This is a genomic window from Brevibacterium sp. S111 (genome assembly GCF_004745075.1).
GTDB lineage: Bacteria > Actinomycetota > Actinomycetes > Actinomycetales > Brevibacteriaceae > Brevibacterium.
This window is the reverse complement of sequence record NZ_RHFH01000006.1, coordinates 73,487-97,627: the sequence shown is the minus strand read 5'-3', so window position 1 is coordinate 97,627 and position 24,141 is coordinate 73,487. Positions and strand designations below refer to the sequence as shown.

The window sequence follows — 24,141 nt, the reverse complement described above, 5'->3', positions numbered from 1 at the left end:
GTCGCTGGTCACCAGCCAGACGGAAGGGATCGTCTTCGTGACATCGGTGAATCTCGGAATGCCCGCCGCTCCACCTCCCGTGCTTCAGCCCCGGCGGAAGACCCGGCAGATCCAGGTCGGCAAGGTCGGGGTCGGATCCGAATCCCCGGTGAGCGTGCAGTCGATGACGACGACGCCGACGACCGACATCAACGCGACCCTGCAGCAGATCGCCGAACTCACCGCAGCCGGCTGCGACATCGTGCGTGTCGCCTGCCCGACGGCCGAGGATGCCGCGGCCCTGCCGATCATCGCCGGGAAGTCCCAGATCCCTGTCATCGCCGACATCCACTTCCAACCCAAGTACGTCTTCGCCGCGATCGACGCCGGATGTGCGGGAGTGCGCGTCAACCCGGGCAACATCCGGAAGTTCGACGATCAGGTGCGTGAGATCTCGAAGGCCGCCGCCGACGCCGGAGTGTCCATCCGCATCGGCGTCAACGCCGGTTCCCTGGACAGACGACTCATGGACAAGTACGGCAAGGCCACCCCGGAAGCACTCGTCGAATCCGCGCTGTGGGAAGCCTCCCTGTTCGAAGAGCACGGGTTCTATGACTTCAAGATCTCCGTCAAGCACCACGACCCGGTGATCATGGTCCGCGCCTACGAACTGCTCGCCGAACGCGGGGACTGGCCGCTGCACTTGGGTGTGACCGAGGCAGGACCCGCCTTCCAGGGCACCATCAAGTCCGCGACCGCCTTCGGCCACCTGCTCGCCGAGGGCATCGGCGACACGATCCGCGTCTCCCTGTCCGCGCCTCCGGCCGAAGAGGTCAAGGTCGGCAACCAGATCCTCGAATCGCTCAACCTGCGCCCGCGCCGGCTCGAGATCGTCTCCTGCCCTTCGTGCGGTCGGGCTCAGGTCGACGTGTACACCCTCGCCGAGGAGGTCACCGCCGGGCTCGAAGGCATGGAAGTGCCGCTGCGCGTGGCGGTCATGGGCTGCGTGGTCAACGGCCCCGGTGAAGCCCGCGACGCCGACCTCGGAGTCGCCAGCGGAAACGGCAAGGGCCAGATCTTCGTCAAGGGGGAGGTCATCAAGACCGTGCCCGAATCCGAGATCGTCCAGACGCTCATCGAGGAGGCCAACCGGATCGCCGAGGATGCCACCGGGGACTCATCGGGCCCGCCTGCGGTCGTCGTCGGGTGAGTGCGATACCTTGAGTCGAACACGTTCATCATCCGGGCCGCCTCCTTCGTGACGGCCACGGACAGCGTCAGGGAAGAGTGCACGGGCAGATGGTGCTGAGAATCGCGCGACTGGAGCATCAGCATACGCAGTGGCTGACAGACCTGCTCGCCCGCAACCCCTGCCAGAACGTCTACCTCATCTCCCTGCTCGAAGTCACCGGCACCGCCCGACTCGGCTCGCCCGCCGGGACTCTCTACGGGGTCTTCGACCGCGACCGGCCGGTGGCCGCCTACTGGGTGGGCGGGAACATCATCCCGGTCGCGGCGACGCCGGAGACGAACGAGGTGCTGGCACGCAAACTCAATGCCGATGGCCGCGTCTCCTGTTCGCTCATCGGTGAGCGCACCGTCATCCTCGACCTGCAGTCGCGCCTGAACTGGGGTCGACCGCGAGGCGTCAGGCAGCGCCAGCCGCTGCTGGCGATCAGTTCGGATCCGCTCGTGACTCCGGACGAACACGTTCACCGGGTGACCCTCGATGACCTCGGCGCGGTGTTTCCCGCCAGCGTCGACATGTTCACCAAAGAGGTCGGATTCTCACCCGTCGAAGACGGCACCGCCGGTTACCTGTCTCGGGTGCGCGGCATCATCCGCAGCAAGAACTGCTACGCCCGGATCTCGACCACTCTGCCCGATGGTGGAGCCGTGCCCCGATGGCCGGCGACGGAACAGGACGAGCAGGTGCTGTTCAAAGCCGATATCGGCATTCGGGCCCGCCGCATCGTCCAGGTCCAGGGCGTGTGGGTCCATCCTGAGGTGCGCAACCAGGGGCTCGGGGCGGCCGGGATGGCCGCCGTCGTCCAACGCACGCGCGACAAGGGCCATTCCACGGTGAGCCTGTATGCCAATGACTACAACGAGTCCGCGCTTCGGATGTACGCCCGCGTCGGCTTCGACCAGGTCGGCACCTTCGCCACCGTCATGTACTGACCGGGTGGTAAACCTCAGTCGCGGCGGTTGCGGGACTGGGGCTTGGCCATGTCGCCTAAGAACTTCTCCATCTCCCGACGGTCCTTCTTCGTCGGACGCCCCAGCCCTTTGTCGCGACGGGGCACGAACCCGCGCAGAGCCGGGTCCGGCGGGGGAGTGAGATCTTCGTAGCACTTCACTGCGACGGACGCCTGCATCCGGGTCGGGATGAAGCCGGTGATCTTCCAGGTGAATTCGGACCCGGCCTTGCGCACCCGGACCTCTTGGCCGATCGTCACCTTCTGTGCGGCTTTGACCCGCTGACCGTCGACCTGCACATGCCCGCCTCGGCAGGCCTGAGTGGCGAGATTGCGGGTCTTGAACATCCGCGTCGTCCACAGCCACACGTCGACGCGCATGTGCTTTGCCGCATCACGGTTGATCTCGGTCATCGCCGGTGTCCTTCGGGCTCCTGGCTGCGAGAGTCGGCCCGCAGAGCCAGCTCGGAGCGGCGGGTGAACGTCTGGGCGGGACGGCCCCGCCCCTGAGTCACGGCCTGACCGGTGGGATCGAGCAGCGGCAGCATGGTGCGCCGGAACGTATCGGCCTGCAGACTCTCCCCGGCCACAACCTCGTGGAGTTCGCGCAGCTGCCGCAGCGAGAACTCGCTTTCGAGCAGACCGAAGGGATCCGGAGTCCGTTCGTGCAGCGCCCGCAGCCGGTGCACGGCCACGCGCACGATCTCCCGATGCTCCTCACTGAGCTCCTCGACCTCGTGCACGGGCACGAGTCTGCGGCGGTGGGCGGGGGAGTCGGCGTAATCGGAATCCCGCGCAGCCTCCTCGGCGGCGGGGTGGGGATGATCATCCTCGGCGAGGCCGACGTCGGCGGCCGAGAGCACATCGAGGTGAGCCACGGAGATCACCCACCCGCGATCGTCACGGTCGGGCTGATCGAACACGTGCAGCTGCACCGGTGCCCGGTCGACCAGCCGCGCCTTCTCGCGCAGGCACCGGGCGACCGCCTCGGCGAGCCGTTCCTGCGGACGCAGGATCGACCCGGGCAGCTGCCAGACCCCATCCCCGGGATGGGTCATGAGAACATGCAGGCCGCGGCCGGGCACGGGGCAGAGGACCGCGGTGTCGACCGCGACCGAGGGCCGCGGGAACTGCGTGAGTTGACTCGGATCAGGCATGCTCTTCGTATCGTTCGAATTCGTCGTCGGTGCAGGTGGTCGGCGAGGTGACCGCAGGTCTCGCTTGGTGCTGGACTTCCGTGCAGCACGCACCAGTCTAATTCTCTTCGGCCGGGTGACGAATCCTCTCTCACCGGTGAGCGAAATCCTGCCCGCGCGGATTCGTCCGCGCCGATTCCCTGACCCTCGCCCGCGTGCGATAGTGTTCGAGCAGAGTCCTGACAAGTTGAGGAGAATCACCCATGGCCCTGCGCATGTCGTCCCTGTTCGTGCGAACCCAGAAGGAGGACCCGGTCGGCGCCGAGGTGGCCAGCCACAAACTGCTGCACCGCGCCGGATACATCCGCAGGTCCGCCCCGGGGATCTACACGTGGCTGCCGCTGGGCCTGGCCGTGCTCGGCAAGATCGAGGCCATCGTGCGCGAAGAGATGGCGCGCGCCGGCTCCCAGGAAGTCCATTTCCCCGGCCTGCTGCCGGCCGACCCGTACAAGACCTCGGGCCGTTGGGAAGCCTTCGGACCCGACCTCTTCCACCTCAAGGACCGTCGGGACAACGACTACATCCTCGCGCCCACCCACGAGGAGGTCTTCACCCTCCTCGTCAAGGATCTCTACTCCTCGTACAAGGACCTGCCGCTGTCGATCTACCAGATCCAGACGAAGTACCGCGACGAGGCCCGGCCCCGGGCAGGACTGCTGCGCGGACGCGAATTCATCATGAAGGACGCCTACTCCTTCGACATCGACGATGCCGGACTCGACGCCTCCTATGAGGCCATGCGCGTGGCCTACCTGCGGGCCTTCGCTCGCCTCGGCCTGCCTTGCCTGCCCGTCAAGGCGACCCCGGGCGCGATGGGCGGCTCCGGCACCGAAGAGTTCATCTACCCCTCCGAGGTCGGCGAGGACACCTTCGTGCGCTCGCCCGGCGGGTACGCCGCGAACGTCGAGGCCGTGACCTCGATCGTTCCCGAGGCGATTCCGTACGCTCAATCTCCTGCCGCCCACGTCGAGGACACCCCGGACACCCCGACGATCGAAACCCTCGTCGCCGCCGCGAACGCTCAGCATCCGCGCGCCGACCGCGAGTGGACGGCCGCAGACACACTGAAGAACGTCGTCTGTGCCGTCACCCATCCCGACGGCACGCGCGAGATCATCGTCATCGGCCTGCCCGGTGATCGCGAAGTCGACCTCGACCGGGCCGCCGGCACCGGAATGCTCGGCAACGGCGAGGTCGGCCTCGAGGCCGCCACCGCCGAGGATCTTGCCGCCCACCCGGAACTCGTCAAGGGCTACATCGGGCCCGGCAACGACCTGGCCGACCCCGTGCTCGGTCTCGAATCGCCCTCGAAGATCCGCTACCTGCTCGACCCCCGTGTCGTCGACGGCACGCGCTGGATCACCGGAGCCAACGAACCCGGACGTCACGTCTTCGACCTCGTCGCCGGTCGTGACTTCACCGCCGACGGCACGATCGAAGCCGCCCAGGTGGTTCTCGGCGACCCCGCACCGGACGGTTCGGGACCCCTGGAACTGGCTCGCGGCGTTGAGATCGGTCAGATCTTCAAGCTCGGCCGCAAGTACGCCGAAGCCCTCGACCTCAAGGTGCTTGACCAGAACGGGAAGGCGCAGACCGTGACGATGGGCTCCTACGGGCTCGGCGTCACCCGCGTCATGGCCTGCATCGCCGAGGAGTACCACTCGGAGAACGGCCTGCTGTGGCCCCAGCATCTGGCCCCGGCCGATGTCCACATCGTCGTCGCCGGCAAGGGCGACGAGATCGCCGAAGCGGCCGAGACCATGACCGCCGAGCTCGAAGCCGAAGGTGTCAGCGTCCTGCTCGACGACCGCAACAAGGTCTCACCGGGCTTCAAGTTCGCCGATGCCGAACTCATCGGCATCCCCACGGTCATCGTCGTCGGACGGGGGCTGGCCGACGGTGTCGTCGAGGTCCGCGACCGTCTCGGTGACGGCAAGGGCGATGTCCCCGTCGCCGAGGTGGTGCCGTCGACCGTGGCACGAGTGCGCGCAGCATATGCGAAGGCGAACGATGCAGCCGATGCGGCGGTGGCTGCCGACGGCGCGGACGCGTCCGACACCGCCGACGCGAACGACTGAGCCTCCTCGGTGTTCGAAGCGCTCACCGGCGGCATCGATGTCACCGTGGCCATGGTCCTGTGGCTGCTCGCCGCAGGAGTCCTGGCCGGGTGGATCGATGCGGTCGTCGGCGGGGGTGGACTCATCCAGCTGCCCGCGCTGCTGCTCGTCCCGGGGATGACCCCGGTCCAGGCGGTCGCGACGAACAAGATCGGGTCGATCGCGGGCACGACCGCCTCGGCGATCACGTATCTGCGCAAGATCACCCCGGATCGGTCGGCGACGATCCCGGCGGCTGCCTCGGCGTTCCTCGGCGCTGTGCTCGGGGCGAAGCTTGCGACCCTGGTTCCCTCCGCATTGTTCACGCCGATCATCCTGCTCGCTCTGATCGGGGTCGGACTGTTCACGCTGCTCAACCCCAGCCTCGGCGCGGATGCGAGCCTGCGGTTCGGGGAGACGTCGAAGCGGCACCATGCGCTGTCATGGCTCATCGGGCTCGTCATCGGCGTCTATGACGGGGTGCTCGGGCCGGGGACGGGATCGTTCCTCGTCATCGCCTTCGTCTCGGTCATCGGGTTCTCGTTCCTGCAGGCCTCGGCCACGGCCAAGGTCATCAACTGGGCGACGAACTTCGGTGCGCTCGTCTACTTCGTCCCCGATGGTCAGGTGGTGTGGCTGCTCGGAATGGTCGTGGCGGTCGGAAACGTCGCCGGCGGCATCTTCGGGGCTCGGACCGCGCTGAAGAAGGGGTCCGGGTTCGTCCGCGTCATCTTCGTCGTCGTGGTCTCCGCGATGATCCTCAAACTCGGCTTCGACATCCTGACCACCCTCATCCACCCACCCCTTGCTACCTGACGGCGGCCCAGCAACCTCGCGCGAGGTTGCTGGGCCGCCGTCAGGTAGCAATTAGCCGATGGGTTTGAGGGCGTGGGCGTTGACTCCGGCCACGTCGGCGCCGGACAGAGCGCGGGCGACCCACAGGGAACGCGCCGCATCGGCCAGGCTCGACGTCGACCCCTCGGAGGCCGAGCGCAGATACCAGAACATGTTCGTGATCTCGCGGGCCACGGTCGCTCCCATCCCGTACTGCGGGTCGATGCGCGCGCACAGGGCCAGGTCCGTGGCGAAACCGCGCAGCCACGCCGCCTGCGCCTGCGGATGGTTCGACGGGATCTCGGCCAGACGATTCCACAGCACCGGGGCCAAGGTATAGGCGGTCGGCCCGGCCAGAGGCTGCGGGTCGATGGCCTTCCACGTCGAAATGCCCGTCGGATCCGGATTGCCGGCAAGGATGTTGTAGTAGTGCAGGTCGGCGTGGATGAGCCAGTTCTCATCCGAGGAGGCCAAGGTCTGCATCCAATTGCGGGCGAACGACAGCAACAGCCGATCATTCGGGCCTGCCTCCGACCACCCGGTGAGCAACCCGGCATCGGCATCGAAGCTGTTCAGCCACCCGCCGACGACGTCCTGGACGCGCAGGAACTCCGCCGCCGCCGGAATCTCCAGAGACCGCTGCAGGGCACCCCACACGGGAGGCACATCGGCCAAGGGCAGCACCGAGAGATTGTCCTTCGTGCGCAGACGCTCCTGCAGGGTCACGCGGAAGCTGCGATCATCGCGGATGACCCGCACGGCGCCGTGCCCGTTCCACATCTTCAACGCGCGCAGCACCTGCGCATGCGCGGCGGTATGCGCCGAGGTGGGGGCCGCGAACCGCAGCACACCCTGATAGTTCTCCTGAGTGAGCACCGGAATGACCAGCGATTCGCAGCCGGCCCACGGGGAGCCGGGCACATCGTCGAAGCGCAGCTTCCACCGATCGAGGAGCTCAGTGGCCATGAAATCGAGCGCCGCGACCCAGGCATCGGTGCGGAACTCGCCGATGATGTCGCGAGTGGACCGGTAGAGAACAGGTGGAACCCTCACTTCGTCGCCTCCGCCCGTCCCGGATCGTCGTAGGAAAAACGCAGCGGCTGCGGTGCGGCGAAGACCGTGCGTGCCCGCGCCGATTCCCACAACCGCAGGATCGCCGAGGCGTCACCGTCCAACCACGGCAGCACCGAGGCGGCCACGCCGTCTTCGAGATTGAGGGCGAGCTCCTTCGCCGACTCGGCATCCGTGGGGGTGGGCTCGAGTTTCCACGCCGAGGCGTTCGGGTCCGCCTGCTTCTCGCCGAGGAGTTCGAGCATCTCCCCGGACAGGGCCCCCAGGGACTCGAGCCGGGCCAGCGCCCTCTTGCGTTGAGAGGACTTGACCGGGAAATTCACGGCCAGGCGTTCGTAGCCGTAGGCCGCCGCCCGCGACTGATTGAGGATCGCGTTGAACATCGCCTGCCGATCCTCCGCACCGCCGGACGGGGAATCGCCGCTGCCGTTACCATCCTCGCTGCCCTCGCCATCCTCGCCGCCCTCGGCATCCTCGGCGGCTGCCGACGGCTGCGCACGGTCGGACATGTCCTCACGCCCGGTGCGGATGAGGTCATCGGCAGTGTCGATGAGCTCGGGCCGCTTCGTCCCGGCCGTCAGTGCCAGCCCGGTCGCGACGTCGGCCAGGACGGGGATGAGGCCCGATCCGAGCGGCGACGACGCTGAGAAGACGGCCTTGAGGACGACCTCGGCGGCGTCGACGAATGGGCGTGATTCCTCCGTCGGGGGAGGATCGGTGGCGAACTCCGTCGGCGGGTTCCACTCGGGGCCGATCGCCGTCTTGAAATCGGCAAGATCCTCACCAGCGGTTTCCGGGTCACCGGAGCCGGGGGAGGCGGCGTCGAGGATGCGTGCGATGCGGTTGCGCAGCTGCTGCGTGGAATCGAGGGTGGGGATGTCGGGGTCGGAGTCGATGCGCAGGCCACAGGCCGTGAGCAGACTCAGACTCATTCCGCTGACGCCGGTAGTCAGGAGGACGCGGCGACTGACGGGAAAACGCATACGGCAATCCTATCGGATGCCCACCGGCCGGCCCGGACGCACAGTCCGGGCGGAAACTCGCCCCGCGGATCGGATGCTTAACGTCGAGCGAGGGTGTCGCTTAGGGTGGGGTGAAACGGTCGACCGGGCATGCGCACGGGCCACCGCACCCACGCCGCCGCCTCGGCGAGTGGGCCGTCCAGTGACGAGGAGGAGATATGGACGAGGACATCGAACGGATCAAGGGTCTGCTCGCCCCACCCCTGGAATCCGCGGGATTCCACCTGGAGAACGTCAAGGCCGTCGCCGCAGGCCCCCGCCGCACGCTCACCGTCGTCGTCGACCTCGATGAGTCGAGCACGGATCCGATGTCGATGGAGAAGATCGCCGAATCGACGAAGATCGTCGGCGCCGCCCTCGACGAGGTCGAGATCTTCCGAGACAAGCCCTACCAGCTCGAGGTCACCAGCCCCGGTGCCACACGCAAGCTCGAGACCCCGCGTCACTTCCGCCGCGTGATCGGCCGCCGCCTGGAGATCACGACGAAGAAGGACACTTTCAAACTCGACCTCGCCGAGGTGGGGGAGACTTCGATCACGGGAACGAACCCCCAGAACAGGCAGACGAAGCAGGTGCCGCTCGACGACATCCGCACGGCGCAGGTGGAATTGAAGTTCCGCTGAGGTCGAACTGACGTTCCGCCGCGGCCGAACGTGGGGCTTCGCTGATACGGTGCGGGCGCGGACTGGGATAGACTGTTACGCCTGCATAAGTGAACACAGACAATTCAACGCTCGAGTGAGCTGCAATGCTTGAGTGAGCCGGAGAGGACATAGGCATATGGACATCGATCTCAATGTTCTGCGCGTGATCGAACGAGAGCGTGAGATTCCGCTGGAGACCCTCGTCGAACTCATCGAACAGGCTCTCTACCTCGCCTACCAGAAGACCGAGGGTGCGTGGCCCGACGCCCGCGCAGAGCTCGACAAGTCCTCCGGTGAGGTGCGCATTCTCGCTGTTGAGTTCGACAACGACGACAACCCGATCGGCGAATTCGACGACACCCCCACCGGCTTCGGCCGCATTGCCGCCCAGACCGCCAGGCAGGTCATCTACCAGCGCCTGCGCGACGTCGAGGACGAAACCGTGCTCGGCACGTTCAAGGGCCGCGAGGGCGAGATCGCCTCGGGTACCATCCAGCAGGGCAGGGATCCGCAGATGGTCCAGGTCGACCTCGGCGATGTCGAGGCCGTTCTGCCCCCGCACGAACAGGTCCCCGGCGAGGAATACACCCACGGCACTCGTCTGCGCGTCTACATCGCCGACGTCCACAAGGGGCAGAAGGGCACCTCGGTCACCGTTTCCCGCACCCACCCGAACCTCGTGCGCCGTCTCTTCGCCCATGAGGCCCCGGAGATCGCCGACGGCACCGTCGAGATCGTGTCCCTGGCCCGTGAGGCCGGCCATCGCACGAAACTCGCGGTGCGCGCCACGAAGCCCGGCGTCAACGCGAAGGGCTCGTGCATCGGCGAGCTCGGATCCCGTGTGCGGGCAGTCATGAACGAGCTCGGCCAGGAGAAGATCGACATCGTCGACTACTCCGACGATCCGGCGAAGTTCATCGCCCACGCGCTGTCGCCGGCGAAGGCCAGAAGTGTCGAGATCCTCGACGCAGCCGCCCAAGAATCCCGCGCCGTCGTACCGACCGACCAGCTCTCACTGGCCATCGGCAAGGAAGGGCAGAACGCCCGCCTGGCCGCGAAGCTCACCGGCTGGAAGATCGACATCGTCGCAGCCGACTGATCCTCGCCGAGGCGGCCCACCGGTCGACATCGCCGCAGGCGAACAGCCTTCCGCAGTGATCCTCACCACTGGCCCCTTGGCGCGCGCCGTGGCGTCGGTGCTGTAGAATCATTCATTGTGAATGTTGGCGATGGACCCGTAAGGACGTGCATCGCCTGTCGGCAGAAGGCCGATCGGAGCGAGCTGACGCGATTCGTCTTCCGCCCCGATCAGCACCCCGCCGTCGTCCACGACGTGTCAGCGACACTGCCGGGACGCGGCGCCTGGGTGCACCCTGACGAGAAGTGCCTGACCAAGGCACGGACCGCTGCCCCCTTCGCTCGAGCCTTTCGAACGAAGATCACGGCCTCGGACCTCCCGAAGCCGGACACCGAACCCAAAGAGAACGGGTAGCCGAATGGATGACAAGTTGTGAGTGTCGCACGATGACACCCAGACGGAAATCGAGAGAGCAGTGAAATGAGTACTGCTCTTCATTGATGAGGTTCTTTCCTGACCGGGAAAGAACCCGGACAGGAGAACTGTGGCAAAGCCCCGTGTCCATGAGCTCGCGAAAGAGCTCGGCACAACCAGTAAAAACGTCCTTGAGAAGCTTCAGGACATGGGCGAATTCGTTCGCTCTGCTTCCTCGACGCTCGAAGCGCCCGTCGTGCGCCGAGTGAAGGAAGCCTTCGCCGATTCCGCACCCGCCGCTGGCGAGAAGTCTGCCGGTGGTGCCGCGAAGAAGTCCGCTGCCAAGCCCGCGGCGAAGCCCGGAGCCCCGAAGCCCGGTGCGAAGCCGGCACCCAAGCCCGCCGCGAAGTCGACGGCCAAGCCGGCCCCGGAGAAGTCCAAGTCCGCTGAGGCGGACGAGACCGCAGCGAAGCCGGCGTCGAAGCCGGCAGCCAAGCCGGGCGCCAAGCCCGCAGCTCCGGCTGCCCCGAAGGCAGAGACTCCCGCCGAGGCTCCCGCGGCCGAGACGAAGCCCGAAGGCTCCGCCTCCGCCAAGCCCGATGCACCGAAGCCGGCTGCCGCACCCAAGCCGGGTGCGCCGAAGCCCGGTGCGCCGAAGCCCGGTGCCCCCAAGCCGGGTGCGCCCAAGCCCGGTGCGCCGAAGCCCGGGGGCCGGTCATCGGCACGCCCCGGCAACAACCCGTTTGCTCCCTCGCAGGGAATGCCGAAGCCCGGTCGCGGCCCGAAGCCCGGCGGCCGTCCCGGCGGTCAGGGTGGTCAGGGCGGACGCCCCGGCAACAACCCGTTTGCTCCCTCGCAGGGAATGCCGAAGCCCGGCCAGAAGCCGCGCGGCACCGGTGAGGAGTCCGCGGCAGGTCCGCGTCCGGCACCGCGTCCGGGCGCACCTCGCCCGAACCCGTCGATGCTGAAGAACTCGGCACTGAACAAGCCCGCTCCCGGCCGCGGTCGCGGCGGGGGACGCGGCAATGCCCCCGGCGGCGGTCCCGGTGCTCCGGCAGGCGGTCCCGGCGGCGGTCCGCGTCGCGGTCCCGGCGGTCCGGGCGGACGCGGTTCAGGTCGCGGTCGCGGAAGCACCCAGGGTGCATTCGGCCGCGGCGGCGGTCCCCGTCAGAAGGGACGGAAGTCGAAGCGGGCGAAGCGCGCAGAGCTCGAGCAGATGCAGGCTCCGTCGGTCGGTGGCGTCACCGTTCCGCGCGGAAACGGCAACACGCCGCTGCGTCTGCGTCGCGGCTCCTCGCTGGCCGACTTCGCCGAGAAGATCAACACGGATCCCACGAACCTCGTGACCGTGCTCTTCCACCTCGGTGAGATGGCGACGATCACCCAGTCCCTCGACGAGGCGACCTTCGAGATCCTCGGCGAGGAGCTCGGCTACAAGATCGAGATCGTCTCGCCCGAAGACGAAGACCGTGAGCTGCTCGAGACCTTCGACATCGATCTCGATGCCGAAGCCGCCGAAGAAGACGATGAAGACCTCCAGGCTCGTCCGCCGGTCATCACCGTCATGGGTCACGTCGACCACGGTAAGACCAAGCTGCTCGACGCGATCCGCTCGGCCAATGTGGCAGCACGGGAAGCCGGCGGCATCACCCAGCACATCGGCGCCTACCAGGTCGAGGTCGACCACGAGGGCCAGGAGCGCAAGCTCACCTTCCTCGACACCCCGGGCCACGAGGCGTTCACCGCCATGCGTGCCCGCGGTGCGAAGTCGACCGACCTCGCGATCCTCGTGGTCGCCGCCGATGACGGTGTCATGCCGCAGACCATCGAAGCGCTCAATCACGCTCAGGCGGCGAATGTGCCGATCGTCGTGGCTGTCAACAAGGTCGATAAGGAGGGGGCGAACCCGGCCAAGGTCATGCAGCAGCTGACCGAGTACAACCTCGTGGCCGAAGAGTACGGCGGCGAGACCATGTTCGTGCCGATCTCCGCGCTCAAGCGTGAGGGCATCGACCAGCTGCTCGAGTCCGTGCTCCTGACCACCGATGCGGCACTGGACCTGCGGGCCAACCCCGACAAGTCCGCTCGCGGCATCGCGATCGAAGCCAAGCTCGACAAGGGCCGCGGCGCGGTTGCGACCGTGCTCGTCGAGTCCGGCACCCTGCGCCAGGGCGACGCCATCGTCTGCGGCACCGCCTACGGACGTGTGCGGGCGATGTTCGATGAGAACGGCAACCTCGTCGAGGAGGCCGGTCCCTCCCGTCCGGTCCAGGTCCTCGGTCTGTCCTCGGTCCCGCGTGCCGGTGATTCGTTCATCTCCACCGATGACGACCGCACCGCACGTCAGATCGCTGAGAAGCGCGACGCCATCGAGCGCAATGCCGCTCAGGCCCGCGGTCGCAAGCGCATCAGCCTCGAGGACTTCACGAAGGCGCTGGCCGAGGGCAAGGTCGACATGCTCAACCTCATCCTCAAGGGCGACGTCTCCGGTGCTGTCGAAGCACTCGAGGATTCGCTGCTCAAGATCGATGTGGGCGAGGAAGTCGATCTGCGGATCATCCACCGCGGCGTCGGTGCGATCACCGAGAACGACATCAACCTGGCCACGGTCGACAACGCGATCGTCATCGGCTTCAACGTCCGTCCGGAAGCGAAGGCTCGCGACCTGGCAGACCGCGAAGGCGTCGACGTCCGCTACTACTCGGTCATCTACCAGGCGATCGACGACATCGAGAGCTCGCTCAAGGGCATGCTCAAGCCCGAGTACGAAGAGGTCCAGACCGGTACCGCGGAGATCCGCGAGGTCTTCCGGTCCTCGAAGTTCGGCAACATCGCCGGTTCGATCGTCCGCGATGGTCACATCAAGAGGAACTCGACCGCACGCGTCACTCGCGACGGAGTCGTCATCGGCAACAGTGTCAGCATCGAGTCGCTGCGCCGGTTCAAGGACGATGCCACCGAGGTCCGTGAGGGCTACGAGTGCGGTATCGGACTCGGCAAGTTCAACGACCTGCGCGTCGGAGACATCATCGAGACTTTCGAGATGCAGGAGAAGCCGCGCGACTGAGCGGACCAGTCTGAGTCGCACGCTCACGATGTGAGTCGCAACCGTTGGCTCCGGTCGGCCCCTGGAACAGGGGACCGGCCGGAGCCGGTTCGATTCCACGTCTAAGATAGGGCCGGAGACACGCTCCGGCCCCGAACCACGAAGGACAGCACTATGGCAGACCCCACCAGGGCTCGCAAGATCGCCGATCAGATCAAGGTCATCGTCGCCAGCACGATCGAGCGTCGGCTCAAGGATCCGCGCCTCGGCTTCGTCACCGTCACCGATGTGCGTGTGACCGGAGATCTGCAGCACGCCACCATCTTCTACACCGTCTACGGTGACGACCAGGACCTCATCGGCACCGGCAAAGCGCTGGAATCCGCGAAGGGCTTCATCCGCTCCGAGGTCGGCAAGGGGCTGACGATCCGTCTGACCCCGAGCCTCGAGTTCATCGCCGATGCCGTCCCCGAGGCGGCCGCCCGTCTCGATGGACTGCTCGCTCAGGCCGCCGCCGACGATGCCCGCGTGGCCGATCTGGCTGAGAACGCGGAGCACGCGGGAGACGCCGATCCGTACAAGAAGAGCGAGAGCGCCGACGACGAGTGATCGGCGATCTTCGTCACGAATGCAGAAAACGTCGTCGTAACAGTTTTGTTATGTTTCCGAGATGTCGTAGACTTCTTCGGGTAACGAAATGATCACGACTCTGTTAAGGGAATTCTGCATTGGGTAAGCACTCTTCACCGAAGCCGTCGTTCGCGAAGCAGCTCATCCGGGACCTGACTCCCGGCAGGCGCCCCGCGGGACGACGCGCAGCGACTGCGCCGTCGACGGCGACATCCGTGCTGGCGACCGTCAAGCAGCGTCCCGTCGTCGCCGCGATCGCCGTTCCGGCCGCAGCGACCGCGGCCGTGGTCGGTTCGACCGTCGTGATGGGCCCGCCGGAATCCGGCGAGGTCACCAGCGAAGCCGCCAGCACCACGCCTGAGCAGGCGAGTCCCTCGTCTGTGAGCCAGGACGAGATCGACGCGCAGCGGAAGAAGGCCGGCGAAGAGTACCTCGAGAAGGTCAAGGACAACCCGAAGTACAAGAACAAGTCTTCGAAGTCCACCCTCGAGGTCAAGACGCCGAAGCCGGAGCCGACCGCCGAATCCTCGACCGCGGCGACCAAGAGCGGCAGCGACTCCTCGTCCAAGGACAAGTCCACCGAGGGCGGAGGCACCTCGGACGACACCTCCGCCCCGTCGTGCAGCGTGTCATCGTCGATCGAATCCGGTCTGCTGCCCAACGCCGTCAACGGATACCGTGCCGTGTGCGCGAAGTTCCCCGAAGTCAAGACCTTCGGCGGCCGTCGCCCCGGCACCGGGTCGGACCACAACACCGGTGAAGCCGTGGACATCATGATCAGCGGCGCCACGGGTGACCGCATCGCCGACTACCTGATCAAGAACCAGGGCAGCCTCAACGTCAAGTACGTCATCTGGAAGCAGCGCATCTGGATGCCCGGCCAGGGCTGGAAGGGCATGGAGGACCGCGGCAGCACGACTGCCAACCACTTCGACCACGTGCACGCCTCCTTCAACTGAAGTCGGCCTCAGTGAGCGATAGTTCCCCACAGGGCATCCTCGTCTGCGACAAGCCGCAGGGCCTGAGCTCCCACGGTGTGGTCTCGCGGATCCGGCGCTGGTTCGGCACGAAGAAGGTCGGCCATGCCGGCACGCTCGATCCCATGGCCACCGGTGTGCTCGTGCTCGGCCTCGGCCGCGGCACCAAACTGCTCACCTACATCACCGGAGTCTCGAAGACCTACTTCGCGACGATCCGACTGGGCGCGTCGACCCCGACCGATGACGCGGACTCCGAACCCGACCGCTTCGCCGAGCCCGCAGCGCTCGCGCGCATCGACGCCGCCGCCATCGAGGGCGCCGTGGCAGCCCTGCGCGGCCCGATCGACCAGGTGCCCAGCGCCGTCTCGGCGATCAAGGTCGACGGCAAACGCTCCTATGCCCGCGTCCGCGCCGGTGAGAACGTCGAGCTCAAGGCCCGCCGGGTCGAAGTCTCCGCGTTCGAGGTCATCGACATCCGCTTCGCGGCAGACGAAGGGCACATCGACGTCGATGTCGAAATCGACTGCTCCTCGGGCACCTATGTGCGTGCCCTGGCTCGCGATGTCGGCGCCGACCTCGGCGTCTACGGCCACCTCACGGCTCTGCGCCGCATCCGCGTCGGCGACTTCGAGCTCGACCAGGCCGTGACCCTGCCCGAGGACCTCGACGACCCTGCTCCCGGGCTCATCCCCCTCGCCGAGGCGGCCCGCACCCTTCTGCCCGTCGTCACGGTCACGCGCGACCGGGCCACGGCGCTCATGCAGGGCAAGATCGTCGCCTCCCGCGACTGGGCCGGCGACTCGGCCGCCGACGCCCTCCCCGGCACGGAAGTGTCCGTGATCTGCGAGGACACGCTCGTTTCCGTGGCAGAGGTGCGAGCGGACGGAGGACTCAAATCCGTCACTGCCTTCGCCATCGACCTCGCCTGAACAACCTAAAAGATTGTATTCGATCAATACAATGGAAACTCTTGTATTGCGGCCGAGGGTCTGCTGTACTGGAACCATGTTCGTCTTGACCATCGACCAGCAGAATTCGCGCACGAGCGCCGACGCCGTGCCCGAGGTCCTCGCGGTGCTGGCCCCCATTGCGACCGTCGTGCCCTTCGCCCGCACCATCGGCGATGAGGTCCAGGGAGCCCTGGAGGATGCGAACGCCGTCGCCGAGGCGGTGCGCCGACTCGCGGTCCGCACCGGCTGGCACATCGGCATCGGCATCGGCGAGGTCGACGAACCGCTGCCCGAAGCGACGGCCGCGGGCCGGGGCCCGGCCTTCTACGTCGCCCGAGAAGCCGTCGAAGCCGCGAAATCCGCTCCCGCCCACCTCGTCGTCCGCTCCGGGGAGGACCCGGGGGAGAGGTCCGCGACGGCGGACCATTGTTCGCTCGCCGAGGCGGCCCTGCGCCTGCTCGTGAGCACACTGGCCGAACTGCGCGCACAATCGCGCGGCTACGTCGACTACCGGCTCGACCACCCCGAGGCGACTCAGGCCGAGATCGCCGCCCGCTTCGACGTCTCCCAGCAGGCCGTGTCGCGAGTGCTCGCTCCCGGGACCGCGGATATCGTCGCCGGCGCCCAGACACTCGCCCGTCACCATCTCGAGCTGGCGGAAGGAGCATTCGATGTGGACTGAAGTCCTCGTCGCCGTCGGCGCGGCACTCGTCGCTGCACTCATCGGCTGGCCCCTCGTCCCCGCCTTCCTGCGGCTGACCCATTCGGGTCCCGGAAGCAGACCCGAGCGCACCGGAGCCGAAGATGTCGAAGTCCTGCGCGGAGGACTGTGGGTCGGCATCGTCGAACGTGCCCTCATCGCCGGGGCCATCGTCCTCGGCCGTCCCGAACTCATGGCCGTGGTCATCGCGGTCAAGGGCCTCGGTCGCTTCGCCGAGATCAAATCCTCGGCGGCAGCGGGGGAGCGGTTCATCATCGGCACCTTCGTTTCGATCGCCTTCGCCTCCCTCGTCGGGGTCGTCGGCTGGGCGATCATCGCCTGAGCGCAGACGCGCAGACGACCGTAATCGCCCGACCGGCGTGACCCGCCCGCCTCCGCCGGTTCGTCCGCGCCCGAGATCGGGTGGAGCCGCCTCGGCGAGGTGTGGGTTAGGAGGCGTGAGATCTCTGCGATAATCTGAATCGGTGCACGGAAGGAGCGAATGTCTGGTGGAGCTGTATCACGGACTCGGTGAAGTCGAGGCCGACGCTGTCGGCACCGTCGTCACCCTCGGCAACTTCGACGGCGTGCACCGCGGGCACCAGACGGTTCTCAAGACCGTCGCCGCCCTCGCTCGGCAAGAGGGACTGCGCTCGATCGCGATGACCTTCGACCCGCATCCGCGCACGGTGCACCGTCCAGCCGACCCGACCGTGATGATCACCTCGACCCGGCAGCGGGCCGACCTCATCGCCGAGACGGGCATCGACGCCCTCCTCATCCAGCCCTACGATCTCGATTTCGCCGCCCAGACGGCCGAGGAGTTCGTCCGCACCTACTTCGTCGAGGGCCTGGCCACGAAGATCGTCGTCGTCGGCGACGATGTCCGCTTCGGGCGCGACAACGAAGGCACCATCGACACGTTGCGCCGCCTCGGCGAGAAGTACGGGTTCCGGACCGAGACGATCGACGAAGTCGGACGTGGGGGACGATATTCGTCCTCGCGCATCCGCGAACAGCTCACAGCCGGGGATGTCGCCGAGGTGGCCGACCAGCTCGGTCGCTACCACGCCCTGCACGGCACCGTCGTCCACGGCGATGCGCGCGGCCGCGACCTCGGGTTCCCGACCGCGAACCTCTCGACCGACCCCGAAGGGCTCGTGCCCGCCGATGGCGTCTACGCGGGATGGGCGACGTTCTCCGGTGAGGGTCAGGCGTATCCGGCGGCGATCTCCGTGGGCACGAATCCGACGTTCCACGGTGAGACGCGTCGGGTCGAGGCCTATGTGCTCGACAAGGAGTTCGGCGAATTCGACGTCTACGACCGTGAGATGACTCTCGAATTCGTCTCCCGCATCCGCGGCCAGGTCGCGTTCACCGGGATGGACGACCTCATCGTGCAGATGCATGAGGACATCGCCGATGTGCGCGAGGTCCTGCACACCTGATACGCTGAACTCTGCCGTTTTCACCGGCCGCGGTCCCAGAGTGCGAGGATTTCAGGTCTTCGCGCCGCGCAACGATACGAAGGAGAACTCCATGGCTCTCGACACTGCTGTGAAGCAAGAGATCATCAAGGAATATGCAACTCACGAGGGCGACACCGGTTCTCCCGAGGTTCAGGTTGCACTGCTGACCCGCCGGATCACCGATCTGACCGAGCACTTCAAGGATCACAAGCACGACCACCACTCGCGTCGTGGCCTGCTGCTCCTCGTTGGTCAGCGTCGCCGCATGCTCAAGTACCTGCAGAAGGTCGACATCGAGCGTTACCGTTCGCTCATCAAGCGCCTCGGCCTGCGCCGCTGATTCGGTCTGAGCCGATCAGCTCACGCTGATCTTCTCTCACCGATCGATTCGGAAGCGTCCCACCACTCGGTGGGGCGCTTTCGTGCTTCCGCGGCCGGGTCCGGCCCGGTGCGTGCCGCTTCGCAACGGTGCTTCGGCGGTTTCGTGCTTCTGCGGTAGACTCGGACGTGGACACTCTTGCCATGGACGTTTCGGTCTTCGGTAGTGGCCTCCGGAGGAATGCGCGTCTGCATCTGCTTTCACCTGTGTGCAGCGCCGGTTCCGTGGGCCCCGATCGATGACCGGCCTGGATCCATGGAGAGTCCACAGCCAATATCCCGCCGGCAGGACGCGGGGCCTCGCGCTGCACAAGGCAGAGCGATGCCTCATACGTCGAGGGCCATTCCTCGAGCGCTGCAGGCCTCACATCGATGAGGGCCACCGCGCACCGGCACAACATAGGAGACTACGTGGGACTCAACCCTGAATCCGCCGTTGCCAATATCGACAATGGCAGCTTCGGTTCGCACACCATCCGCTTCGAAACCGGGCGTCTGGCCCAGCAGGCCGCCGGTTCCGCCGTCGCTTACCTCGACGACGACACCATGCTGCTGTCGGCTACGGCCGCCGGCAAACACCCCCGTGAGGGCTTCGACTTCTTCCCCCTGACCGTCGACGTCGAAGAGCGCATGTACGCCGCCGGACGCATCCCCGGCTCGTTCTTCCGCCGTGAGGGTCGCCCCTCGACCGACGCGATCCTCACCTGCCGCCTCATCGACCGCCCGCTGCGCCCCTCCTTCGTCAAGGGCCTGCGCAACGAGGTCCAGGTCGTCGTCACCGTGATGTCGGTCAACCCCGACCACCTCTACGACGCCCTGGCGATCAACGCCGCCTCGATGTCGACCCAGCTGTCCGGTCTGCCGTTCTCCGGCCCCATCGGCGCTGTGCGCATCGCGCTCATCGACGGTCAGTGGGTCGCCTTCCCGAACCACTCGCAGCTCGAAGACGCCGTGTTCAACATGGTCGTCGCGGGCCGAGTCGTCGGTGACGACGTCGCCATCATGATGGTCGAGGCCGAAGCCACCGACAACGTCATCGACAAGATCAAAACCGGCGCCCAGGCTCCCACTGAGGAAGTCGTGGCCGAAGGCCTCGACGCCGCCAAGCCCTTCATCGCCGAGCTCTGCCGCGCCCAGTCCGAACTCGCCGGTCGTGCCGCGAAGCCGACCGTCGAATTTCCCGTCTTCCGCGACTACGAGGACGATGTCTACGAGGCCGTGCGCGAGCTCGCCGAGGCCAAGCAGACCGAGAACTTCCAGATCGCGGACAAGCAGGAGCGCGAAGCCGCCGGTGCCGTCCTCCTCGACGAGCTCTTCGAGAAGCTCGGGGAGCGCTTCGCCGGACGTGAGAAGGAGATCGCGAACGCGCTCAACGCTCTGACCAAGCAGGTCGTGCGCAAGCGCATCCTCACCGATCAGGTCCGCATCGACGGACGTGGACTCAAGGACATCCGTCCGCTGACCGCGGAGACCAACGTCATCCCGCGCGTCCACGGTTCGGCCCTGTTCGAACGCGGCGAGACCCAGATCCTCGGTGTCACCACGCTCAACATGCTCAAGCTCGAACAGCACATCGACTCGCTGTCGCCGGTGACGTCGAAGCGCTACATCCACCACTACAACTTCCCGCCCTACTCGACCGGTGAGACCGGCCGTGTGGGCAGCCCGAAGCGCCGCGAGATCGGTCACGGCGCCCTTGCCGAGCGTGCGCTCGTGCCGGTCCTGCCCAGTCGCGAGGACTTCCCGTACGCCATCCGTGAGGTCTCCGAGGCCCTCGGTTCGAACGGTTCGACCTCGATGGGTTCGGTCTGCGCCTCGACCCTGGCCATGCTCTCGGCCGGTGTGCCGCTCAAGGCCCCTGTCGCCGGCATCGCCATGGGATTGGTCTCCGACGTCATCTCCACCGACCAGGGTGAGCAGACCGCATACGCGGCGCTGACCGACATCCTCGGCGCTGAAGATGCCTTCGGCGATATGGACTTCAAGGTCGCCGGCACCCCGGACTTCGTCACCGCGATCCAGCTCGACACGAAGCTCGACGGTCTGCCCGCCTCGGTGCTGTCCGCAGCGCTGAAGCAGGCGCACGAGGCCCGCATGGTCATCCTCGGCGTCATCAACGACGCCATCGACACTCCCGCCGAGATGGCTGCGACGGCTCCGCGGATCATCTCCGTGAACATCCCCGTCGACAAGATCGGTGAGGTCATCGGGCCCAAGGGCAAGATGATCAACCAGATCCAGGAGGACACGGGCGCCGACATCAGCATCGAAGACGACGGAACCGTCCTCATCGGTGCCACCGACGGACCGGCTGCCGAGGCCGCCCGCTCGATGATCAACGCGATCGCGAACCCGCAGGTGCCCGAGGTCGGCGAACGCTACCTGGGAACCGTCGTGAAGACGATGAGCTTCGGTGCCTTCGTCTCCCTCACGCCGGGCAAGGACGGTCTGCTGCACATCTCGGAGCTGCGTAAGCTCAATGAGGGCAAGCGCGTCGAGGACGTCGAAGACGTCGTCGGTGTCGGCCAGAAGGTCCAGGTCGAGATCACGAAGATCGACGACCGCGGCAAGCTTTCGCTGGCTCCGGTCTCCGATGACGATGAGCAGTCGGACGACGAGGGATCAGACAACTGATACTCAACAGTTCACACACCGGGGAGGGCAGCCGAATCGATCGGTCTGTCCTCCCCGGTGGTTTGACGCTGACCACCGAACACATGCCGGGCCTGGCCTCGGAGACGATCGGCATCTGGGTCGCCGCCGGCTCCCGGGACGAATCCGCTGCGACCGCGGGTTCGACGCACTTCCTCGAGCACATGCTGTTCAAGGGCACCGGCAGCCGTGACGCGAAGACGATCGCCGCGGCCTTCGACCGCACTGGAGGTGACTCGAACGCGATCACCGCGAAGGAGCTCACCTGCTATTACTCGCGGTGCCTCGTGACCGATCTGCCGAACATCACGAATCTGCTGCTCGACATGGTCTCGAACGCCCAACTCGACGTCGAGGAGTTCGAGCGGGAGCGCGGTGTCATCATCGAAGAGCTCGCGATGTCGGCCGACGATCCCGGCGATGTGCTCTTCGACGACTTCGATTCGCTCGTCTTCGGTTCGCATTCGCTGGCGCGCCCGGTCGGGGCGACGAAGGACCAGATCCGGGCGCTCGGCCATCACACGGTCATCGACCACTACACCTCGACGTACATTCCGCCGCGGCTGGTCATCGCTGCCGCCGGTGGGGCGACCCATGAGGATGTGCTGGCGATGGTTGAGGATGCCCTCTCCGAGGCGGGGCTCGGATCCCGTGCCGACGTCTGGTCGGGTGCGGGGGTCGGGAAGGGATCGCATCTGGGTGGGGCCGCACGCGTGCGCCCGGACTTCCATGCCGGAATCTCCCATACCGTCAAGGACATCGAGCAGTTGGGCATCATGCTCGGCTGCGAAGGCCTGGAAGAAGGTCACGAGGATCGGTTCATCTACTCGGTCCTGCTGACCATGCTCGGCGGCGGCATGTCGTCGCGTCTGTTCCAGAGCGTTCGTGAGGAACGCGGACTGGCCTATGCTGTCAACTGCGTGGCCAGCCAGTTCACGGATGTCGGCACCTTCGGCATCTACGCCGGATGCACTGCGGAGAACGCGCAGGCTGTCGTCGATCTGGCTCTGAGCGAATGGGACCGGTTGGCGCAGGAGGCTCCGAGCCAGTTCGAACTCGACGAGATCGTCTCACAGCTCTCGGGCTCGATGGTGCTCGGTCTCGAATCCTCGGCGGCGCGGATGAATCGTCTGGCGCGGTCGGAGATCTTCGGCCTGCCGTTGGAATCGCCGATGGACCTTATCGAACGCGTCCGCTCGGTCACGGCCGAGGACGTCAGTGCGATGGCCGGTCGGCTGCTCTCGCGGCCGAAGGCCCTGGCCATGGTCGGCCCGACGGCCGAGGTCGAATTGCCCTGAAGGGAGTCTGAGACGATGGCGCGGAAGAACGCGGCCGTGCGCCGGGACGAGATCCTGGCGGCGACGGTCGAGGAGATCGAAGCCTCCGGTCTGCGGACCCTGCGCGTCTCCGATGTCGCTGCTCGGCTCGGTTTGAGCGCGAGCCTGGTCATCTATCACTTCGAGACGAAGGAAGCTCTCGTCTCCGAGGCCTTCGGCTATGCCGGACGTCAGGACATCGACCATGCCCGGGACCTCGCTTCGGGGGCGCCGCCCGCGCATCCCACTGCCACTGCCGCCGACGCGGTTGCGGAGCCGGACTCAGCGGCGCTCTCGGCTCGGCAGCGTCTGTGGAATGTCATCCGGTGGTACATGCCCAGCGGCTCGTCGCGCAGTTGGCGGATCTGGATCGACGCCTGGTCGGCTGGTCTCTTCGACGAGGAAGTGAAGTCGACGTTCGCCGGACTCGACCGCGAATGGAAGTCGGTGCTCAGCGGTCTCATGGACGAGGGCATCGCCGCGGGGGAGTGCCGGCCTCCTGAAGGCGGCACGGAAGCCTGTGCGACGAGGATTTTGGCCTATCTCGACGGCCTGGCGATCCAGATGATGGTCAATCCCGACACCGTCGACGCCGAGCGGATCGCGGTCTGGGTCGAGGACTTCCTCGGCCGCGAACTCGGCTGACACCTTCAGCCATCTCAGTTGATTCCTTCGCGTCAATAGCGAGCAGAGAACCCACCGTCAGCGGAGAGCAGCTGACCGCTGATCCATCGTCCCTCCTTGGAGAGCAGGAATGCGGTGAGACCAGCGATATCGCGTGGAGTGCCCATTCGGCCGAGCGGCTGATACGGGATCAAACCAGTCCTGGTCTCTTCATCCATCCACCCTGTGTCGATCGGTCCCGGATTAACCACGTTCGCGGAGATCTTCTTCGGCCCGAGCTCTCGTGCTGCGGAGATGACAATGCGATCCAGAGCGCCTTTTGACGCACCGTAGGGAAGGTTTCCCGTGGTGTGGTCGCTGGTGAATGCGACGATGGCTCCTCCCGAATCACCGACTTGATTCGCAAATGCCGCAATGAGGAGGAGCGACGCCCGAGCGTTGACTGCGACGTGGTGGTCGAAACTTTCTGCGGTTGTGTCGAGAATGCCCGACTCGCTATCGTGCGCATGACTGAGAACCAGCCCATCAATAGTGCCGTGATCTCGTGACACTCTGTCGACCAGCTCCTGTGCTTCCTGAGCGGACGACAAATCGCAAGGGTAGTCACCGGCCTCCAGATCGCTCGTGCAGACCGCCCAGCCATCGGAATCCAGTTTCGAGGAGACTCCAGCGGCAATGCTGTTCTGCCGACCGGCACCGGTGATGAGGACTGTTGACATGTCATGATCCTAGCGAAAAGCCATTCGCGGGTCGTCCGACGGTGGCACCGGACGTTGACAACTCATTGAGGGACAAGCACGGGCCAGCCCTCGCCGCACGTGGTCTTGACGCGCCAGGCCTCGCCGCGTCAGACTGGTGTCACAG

At 66.4% G+C, this 24,141-nt stretch carries 23 protein-coding genes; 18 read left to right on the top strand and 5 right to left on the bottom strand.

Annotated elements, in window-relative coordinates; translation table 11 throughout:
* Positions 1-37 precede the first annotated feature (37 nt).
* Both ispG and EB836_RS08520 read left to right on the top strand, forming a co-directional pair.
* Positions 38-1,189, top strand: a complete 1,152-nt coding sequence (gene ispG, locus EB836_RS08525) for a flavodoxin-dependent (E)-4-hydroxy-3-methylbut-2-enyl-diphosphate synthase (RefSeq protein WP_135539415.1) — start codon at positions 38-40, stop codon at positions 1,187-1,189.
* A gap of 89 nt (positions 1,190-1,278) precedes the next feature.
* The gene (locus EB836_RS08520) at positions 1,279-2,160 is read left to right on the top strand and encodes a DUF4081 domain-containing GNAT family N-acetyltransferase (RefSeq protein WP_240689746.1); all 882 of its coding nucleotides are present in this window, start codon (positions 1,279-1,281) and stop codon (positions 2,158-2,160) included.
* A 14-nt stretch (positions 2,161-2,174) separates the two neighbouring features.
* Here EB836_RS08520 and EB836_RS08515 read toward each other — a convergent pair whose 3' ends face one another.
* Both EB836_RS08515 and EB836_RS08510 read right to left on the bottom strand, forming a co-directional pair.
* Positions 2,175-2,591, bottom strand: a complete 417-nt coding sequence (locus tag EB836_RS08515; RefSeq protein ID WP_135539413.1) for an RNA-binding S4 domain-containing protein — start codon at positions 2,589-2,591, stop codon at positions 2,175-2,177.
* A complete protein-coding gene (locus EB836_RS08510) occupies positions 2,588-3,334 on the bottom strand; it encodes an NUDIX domain-containing protein (RefSeq protein WP_135539411.1) in 747 nt (248 codons plus the stop codon). The genes EB836_RS08515 and EB836_RS08510 overlap by 4 nt, the downstream gene beginning before the upstream one ends.
* Before the next feature lie 242 nt (positions 3,335-3,576).
* On the opposite strand from EB836_RS08510, the gene EB836_RS08505 reads away from it, so the two are divergent.
* Complete coding sequence (locus EB836_RS08505; protein ID WP_135539409.1) at positions 3,577-5,451, top strand: proline--tRNA ligase; 1,875 nt, start codon at positions 3,577-3,579, stop codon at positions 5,449-5,451.
* Positions 5,452-5,460: 9 nt separating this feature from the next.
* Positions 5,461-6,285, top strand: coding sequence for a TSUP family transporter (locus EB836_RS08500; protein WP_240689744.1), 825 nt, complete (start codon positions 5,461-5,463; stop codon positions 6,283-6,285).
* Between the two features lie 51 nt (positions 6,286-6,336).
* Here EB836_RS08500 and EB836_RS08495 read toward each other — a convergent pair whose 3' ends face one another.
* Both EB836_RS08495 and EB836_RS08490 read right to left on the bottom strand, forming a co-directional pair.
* Positions 6,337-7,356, bottom strand: a complete 1,020-nt coding sequence (locus EB836_RS08495) for an aminoglycoside phosphotransferase family protein (RefSeq protein ID WP_135539407.1) — start codon at positions 7,354-7,356, stop codon at positions 6,337-6,339.
* Positions 7,353-8,357 (bottom strand): hypothetical protein, encoded by a 1,005-nt coding sequence (locus tag EB836_RS08490; RefSeq protein WP_135539405.1) that lies wholly within the window; start codon positions 8,355-8,357, stop codon positions 7,353-7,355. Before EB836_RS08490 ends, EB836_RS08495 begins: the two co-directional genes overlap by 4 nt.
* A gap of 197 nt (positions 8,358-8,554) precedes the next feature.
* Here EB836_RS08490 and EB836_RS08485 point away from each other — a divergent pair, with 197 nt between their 5' ends.
* From EB836_RS08485 to EB836_RS08420, 14 genes are all read left to right on the top strand, one after another.
* A complete protein-coding gene (locus tag EB836_RS08485) occupies positions 8,555-9,019 on the top strand; it encodes a ribosome assembly cofactor RimP (RefSeq protein ID WP_135539403.1) in 465 nt (154 codons plus the stop codon).
* A 157-nt stretch (positions 9,020-9,176) separates the two neighbouring features.
* The gene (nusA, locus tag EB836_RS08480) at positions 9,177-10,139 is read left to right on the top strand and encodes a transcription termination factor NusA (RefSeq protein WP_135539401.1); all 963 of its coding nucleotides are present in this window, start codon (positions 9,177-9,179) and stop codon (positions 10,137-10,139) included.
* Between the two features lie 117 nt (positions 10,140-10,256).
* Complete coding sequence (locus tag EB836_RS08475) at positions 10,257-10,532, top strand: YlxR family protein (protein ID WP_135539399.1); 276 nt, start codon at positions 10,257-10,259, stop codon at positions 10,530-10,532.
* Between the two features lie 130 nt (positions 10,533-10,662).
* Positions 10,663-13,599, top strand: a complete 2,937-nt coding sequence (gene infB / locus EB836_RS08470) for a translation initiation factor IF-2 (protein WP_135539397.1) — start codon at positions 10,663-10,665, stop codon at positions 13,597-13,599.
* Between the two features lie 153 nt (positions 13,600-13,752).
* Positions 13,753-14,187 (top strand): 30S ribosome-binding factor RbfA, encoded by a 435-nt coding sequence (gene rbfA / locus EB836_RS08465; RefSeq protein ID WP_135539395.1) that lies wholly within the window; start codon positions 13,753-13,755, stop codon positions 14,185-14,187.
* 119 nt (positions 14,188-14,306) lie between these two features.
* Complete coding sequence (locus tag EB836_RS08460; protein WP_135539393.1) at positions 14,307-15,167, top strand: ligand-binding protein SH3; 861 nt, start codon at positions 14,307-14,309, stop codon at positions 15,165-15,167.
* 11 nt (positions 15,168-15,178) lie between these two features.
* A complete protein-coding gene (gene truB / locus EB836_RS08455; protein ID WP_135539391.1) occupies positions 15,179-16,117 on the top strand; it encodes a tRNA pseudouridine(55) synthase TruB in 939 nt (312 codons plus the stop codon).
* 76 nt (positions 16,118-16,193) lie between these two features.
* On the top strand, positions 16,194-16,820 hold the full coding sequence (locus EB836_RS08450) for a hypothetical protein (RefSeq protein WP_135539389.1): 627 nt from the start codon (positions 16,194-16,196) through the stop codon (positions 16,818-16,820).
* On the top strand, positions 16,810-17,181 hold the full coding sequence (locus EB836_RS08445) for a hypothetical protein (protein WP_135539387.1): 372 nt from the start codon (positions 16,810-16,812) through the stop codon (positions 17,179-17,181). The genes EB836_RS08450 and EB836_RS08445 overlap by 11 nt, the downstream gene beginning before the upstream one ends.
* A gap of 166 nt (positions 17,182-17,347) precedes the next feature.
* Positions 17,348-18,286 carry a bifunctional riboflavin kinase/FAD synthetase gene (locus EB836_RS08440; RefSeq protein WP_135539385.1) on the top strand — a complete coding sequence of 313 codons (939 nt, stop codon included), beginning with the start codon at positions 17,348-17,350 and terminating at the stop codon, positions 18,284-18,286.
* Positions 18,287-18,377: 91 nt separating this feature from the next.
* Positions 18,378-18,647, top strand: a complete 270-nt coding sequence (gene rpsO, locus EB836_RS08435) for a 30S ribosomal protein S15 (protein WP_135539384.1) — start codon at positions 18,378-18,380, stop codon at positions 18,645-18,647.
* A gap of 449 nt (positions 18,648-19,096) precedes the next feature.
* Entirely contained in the window at positions 19,097-21,319 is a 2,223-nt protein-coding gene (locus tag EB836_RS08430) for a polyribonucleotide nucleotidyltransferase (protein ID WP_135539382.1), read from the top strand.
* A gap of 62 nt (positions 21,320-21,381) precedes the next feature.
* Positions 21,382-22,635: a pitrilysin family protein gene (locus EB836_RS08425; RefSeq protein ID WP_240689742.1), complete on the top strand. Its 1,254-nt coding sequence runs from the start codon at positions 21,382-21,384 to the stop codon at positions 22,633-22,635.
* A gap of 15 nt (positions 22,636-22,650) precedes the next feature.
* Positions 22,651-23,298: a TetR/AcrR family transcriptional regulator gene (locus EB836_RS08420; RefSeq protein ID WP_240689740.1), complete on the top strand. Its 648-nt coding sequence runs from the start codon at positions 22,651-22,653 to the stop codon at positions 23,296-23,298.
* Between the two features lie 32 nt (positions 23,299-23,330).
* Here the strand turns inward: EB836_RS08420 and EB836_RS08415 are convergent, their stop codons facing one another.
* Positions 23,331-23,996: an SDR family oxidoreductase gene (locus tag EB836_RS08415; protein ID WP_135539380.1), complete on the bottom strand. Its 666-nt coding sequence runs from the start codon at positions 23,994-23,996 to the stop codon at positions 23,331-23,333.
* Positions 23,997-24,141 lie beyond the last annotated feature (145 nt).

Bases quoted from the DNA above. Each gene is read 5' to 3' on its own strand.
- EB836_RS08450 (WP_135539389.1), top strand. From the start codon at position 16,194: ATGTTCGTCTTGACCATCGACCAGCAGAATTCGCGCACGAGCGCCGAC.
- EB836_RS08520 (WP_240689746.1), top strand. From the start codon at position 1,279: ATGGTGCTGAGAATCGCGCGACTGGAGCATCAGCATACGCAGTGGCTG.
- EB836_RS08515 (WP_135539413.1), bottom strand. From the start codon at position 2,591: ATGACCGAGATCAACCGTGATGCGGCAAAGCACATGCGCGTCGACGTG.
- rpsO (WP_135539384.1), top strand. From the start codon at position 18,378: ATGGCTCTCGACACTGCTGTGAAGCAAGAGATCATCAAGGAATATGCA.
- EB836_RS08490 (WP_135539405.1), bottom strand. From the start codon at position 8,357: ATGCGTTTTCCCGTCAGTCGCCGCGTCCTCCTGACTACCGGCGTCAGC.
- EB836_RS08420 (WP_240689740.1), top strand. From the start codon at position 22,651: ATGGCGCGGAAGAACGCGGCCGTGCGCCGGGACGAGATCCTGGCGGCG.
- EB836_RS08445 (WP_135539387.1), top strand. From the start codon at position 16,810: ATGTGGACTGAAGTCCTCGTCGCCGTCGGCGCGGCACTCGTCGCTGCA.
- EB836_RS08485 (WP_135539403.1), top strand. From the start codon at position 8,555: ATGGACGAGGACATCGAACGGATCAAGGGTCTGCTCGCCCCACCCCTG.
- nusA (WP_135539401.1), top strand. From the start codon at position 9,177: ATGGACATCGATCTCAATGTTCTGCGCGTGATCGAACGAGAGCGTGAG.
- rbfA (WP_135539395.1), top strand. From the start codon at position 13,753: ATGGCAGACCCCACCAGGGCTCGCAAGATCGCCGATCAGATCAAGGTC.
- EB836_RS08415 (WP_135539380.1), bottom strand. From the start codon at position 23,996: ATGTCAACAGTCCTCATCACCGGTGCCGGTCGGCAGAACAGCATTGCC.
- EB836_RS08505 (WP_135539409.1), top strand. From the start codon at position 3,577: ATGGCCCTGCGCATGTCGTCCCTGTTCGTGCGAACCCAGAAGGAGGAC.
- EB836_RS08510 (WP_135539411.1), bottom strand. From the start codon at position 3,334: ATGCCTGATCCGAGTCAACTCACGCAGTTCCCGCGGCCCTCGGTCGCG.